The organism is Geotalea toluenoxydans JCM 15764 (assembly GCF_001311985.1).
GTDB lineage: Bacteria > Desulfobacterota > Desulfuromonadia > Geobacterales > Geobacteraceae > Geotalea > Geotalea toluenoxydans.
This window is the reverse complement of record NZ_BBCJ01000064.1, coordinates 1-2,657: the sequence shown is the minus strand read 5'-3', so window position 1 is coordinate 2,657 and position 2,657 is coordinate 1. Positions and strand designations below refer to the sequence as shown.

The 2,657-nt window shown below is 58.1% G+C and carries 1 protein-coding gene and 1 pseudogene; both read right to left on the bottom strand.

All coding sequences use genetic code 11. The annotated features are described in order from the left end of the window. Window positions 1–44: 44 nt before the first annotated feature. Window positions 45–1,893, bottom strand: a pseudogene (gene ligD / locus JCM15764_RS20685) (DNA ligase D). Window positions 1,894–2,137: 244 nt separating this feature from the next. After that, window positions 2,138–2,524: a DNA polymerase ligase N-terminal domain-containing protein gene (locus JCM15764_RS25640; protein WP_243689554.1), complete on the bottom strand. Its 387-nt coding sequence runs from the start codon at window positions 2,522–2,524 to the stop codon at window positions 2,138–2,140. Between the last annotated feature and the right edge of the window lie 133 nt (window positions 2,525–2,657).

Below are 2,657 nucleotides of genomic sequence, written 5' to 3'. Positions count from 1 at the left end.
CTCCTAGTCAGCGGTGGTCCAAAAAGAATGGTTCCTGGGACTGTTTACAAACGCTCCAGTGTTTCAATGCAGCGTTCCATACGGATGCCGGGGCCGAGCACACCGGCGAAGATATCGCCTGCTTTTTCAATGCGCTGCGGCACTGTTCTGATGGTGAAATCCCGGGGGTCCAGCCCCGGCGCTACCTCGCTCCAGTAAAGGGGGGTGGAAACGGTTGCTCCCGCTCTGGGACGGATGCTGTAAGGAGCGGCAAGGGTCTGGCCCCGCTTGTTCTGCAGAAAGTCAAGATAGACCTTTCCCTGCCTCTTGGCCGGACTCCTTTCCAGGCTGGTGAAATCCGGCACCAGCTGGTTGGCAAGGGTGGCGATGAGGTGGGCGAAGCGGCCGGCGGTTTCATAATCGTACCTGGCCTCCAGCGGTACATAGATGTGCATTCCGGTGGCGCCCGAGGTTTTTGGAAAGCCGACGGCGTCTGCCCGGTCCAGAACCTCTTTTACCGCCAGGGCCGTTTCCACCACCTTGTGAAATGGTATGTCTTCAGGGTCCAGGTCGATGACCAGATAGTCGGGATTATCCAGGCGCCAGCCGGGAAAGCCAGGGATTGATCTCGATACACCCCAGATTGGCCATGTAAATAAGGCTTGCTTCATCCTGACAGATGAGGAAGGTGATGATTTTGTGCTGTGACTCGGAATATATGGCCGCGGTCAACGGCCAGTCCGCTACCATGTCCCTGACGTCCTTCTGGAAAAACCCCGCCTCCTCGATGCCGTTGGGGGTGCGGTAGAGGGACTCGGGGCGGTCACGCAGATGGGGGAGCAGGTAGAATGAAATCGTGCGGTAATAGTCAATGACGTCCCTTTTAGTGTAGCCTTCTGCAGGCCAAAAGACCTTGTCCAGGTTGGTCAGCTTAAGCCGCCTGCTGCCGATTGTCAGTTCTTTTTCCGCCAGCCCGGCTTTTTTTGCGGACGGAGGTGGCGCCGCCATGGGACCTGGAAATGTTTCCCGGATTATGGTCACCGGGTCCTTGTCCTGACGCAGGCCGAGAAAGACAGGTTGCCGCATGACACCTTCACTGGTCCATTCGGAAAAGGAGACCTCGCAGACCAGTACCGGTTTCACCCATTGGGCCGGCATCCTTGTCGCGGTCCTGGTTTTGAATGGAGAGTCCCCCTGAACCAACGGCAGCAGCATGTCATGGAGTTCATTAAGACTCGCCTCGTCAAAGCCGCCGCCACTGGTGCCGATGTAGACCAGTTCCCCCTTGTCGTATGCACCCAGCACCAGGGTGCCGAATTTTTTCCGGCTTCCCCTTGGCTCCGTAAAGCCGCAGATGATGGCCTCCTGCCGGAGCGTAGCCTTGACCTTCAACCAGGCACTGCTTCTTTTCCCCGCTTCGTAGCGACTATCTGCCAGTTTGGCGACGATTCCCTCCAGGCCGTTATCCTGCGCCGCTTGAAAGAAGGCGATGCCGGTTTCACCAATATGGTCGCAATACCTCACCTCGGGGAGATCGGGAAGTATTTCCTGCAGGAGGGTCTTTCGGGTAAGGAGCGGCAGGTTGCGCAAATCGCGGCCGTCAAGGTAGAGGAGATCGAAGATGAAGTAAAGGATCGATCCTTCCCCGGTGCGGCCATAGTTCTGCAGCAGCTGGAAATCGGACCTGCCGTTTTCATCCATGGCCGTCACTTCTCCGTCAAGGATGGCCTCTCTACCCAATCCGGCAAGGGCGGCGGCAATGGTGGGAAACTTGTTGTTGAAAGAGAGCAGATTGCGGGAATAGAGGAGCACCGAGCCGGCAGCGATTTCGGCGATGGTGCGGTAACCATCCAGCTTGATCTCGAAGACCCAGTCGGGGTGGTCGAAAGCATCCTTCACCAGTGTGGCGAGCATGGGCTTGACGTTGTGGGGCATGGGCGCAGCTTCGCCGGGCATGTCGGCGATGACCGGCTCTTCCCCTTCCGGCCCCAGTTCATCCAGCCCTCGCCCCGAGACCACCGACCGGTCATGCCGTGTGATATCTGCCGCCGTGGCATGTTCATCCGCCTTTTTAACCAGCAGCCAGGAATTGTCCTCGCCACTTCGGATCTTGACCAGGGCAAATCTGCCTTGAGCTTGTGGCCGTGGAGAATGAACTTCAGATCTCCCTTTGCCAGCCCTGGCGCAAGATTCGTTCGCTTTCGCTACGCTCCTCCGTCCCATAGGCGTGGCAGGTCCCCTCATCCCAGATGATTACGGCGCCGGCGCGTAGTTGCCTGCCGGAATGATCCCCTCGAAATGAGTCGAAGGGATGGTCCTCTACCATCATGGCCAGCCTTTTCACCGCTGGGTCGAGGGACGGTCCTTTGGGCACCGCCCAGCTCTTCAGCACCCCGTCCAGTTCCAGGCGGAGATCATAGTGCAGGTGGGAAGCGGCATGTTTGTGGACGACGAAACGGAGGGCCGGCTCGGTTGCGGCCGTTTTCCCTTGGGGCTCCGGGGTACGATGGAAATCGCGCTTCTTACGGTAGTCTTCAAGGCCCATCAACTTGCCTCTGAAAAAATACTCCCCCTCTTGATGGGAGGGGGCAGGGGGGAGGGTAGAGGGATTAAAACCTTGGTTATGCCGCCTTGCGCTTCTTCTCCTCCAGACTCTTCTTCAACAGGGCCATCATCTC

What these genes read in the sequence shown, in the direction of transcription:
- JCM15764_RS25640 (WP_243689554.1), bottom strand. Translation starts at nt 2,524, where the DNA reads ATGGGCCTTGAAGACTACCGTAAGAAGCGCGATTTCCATCGTACCCCG.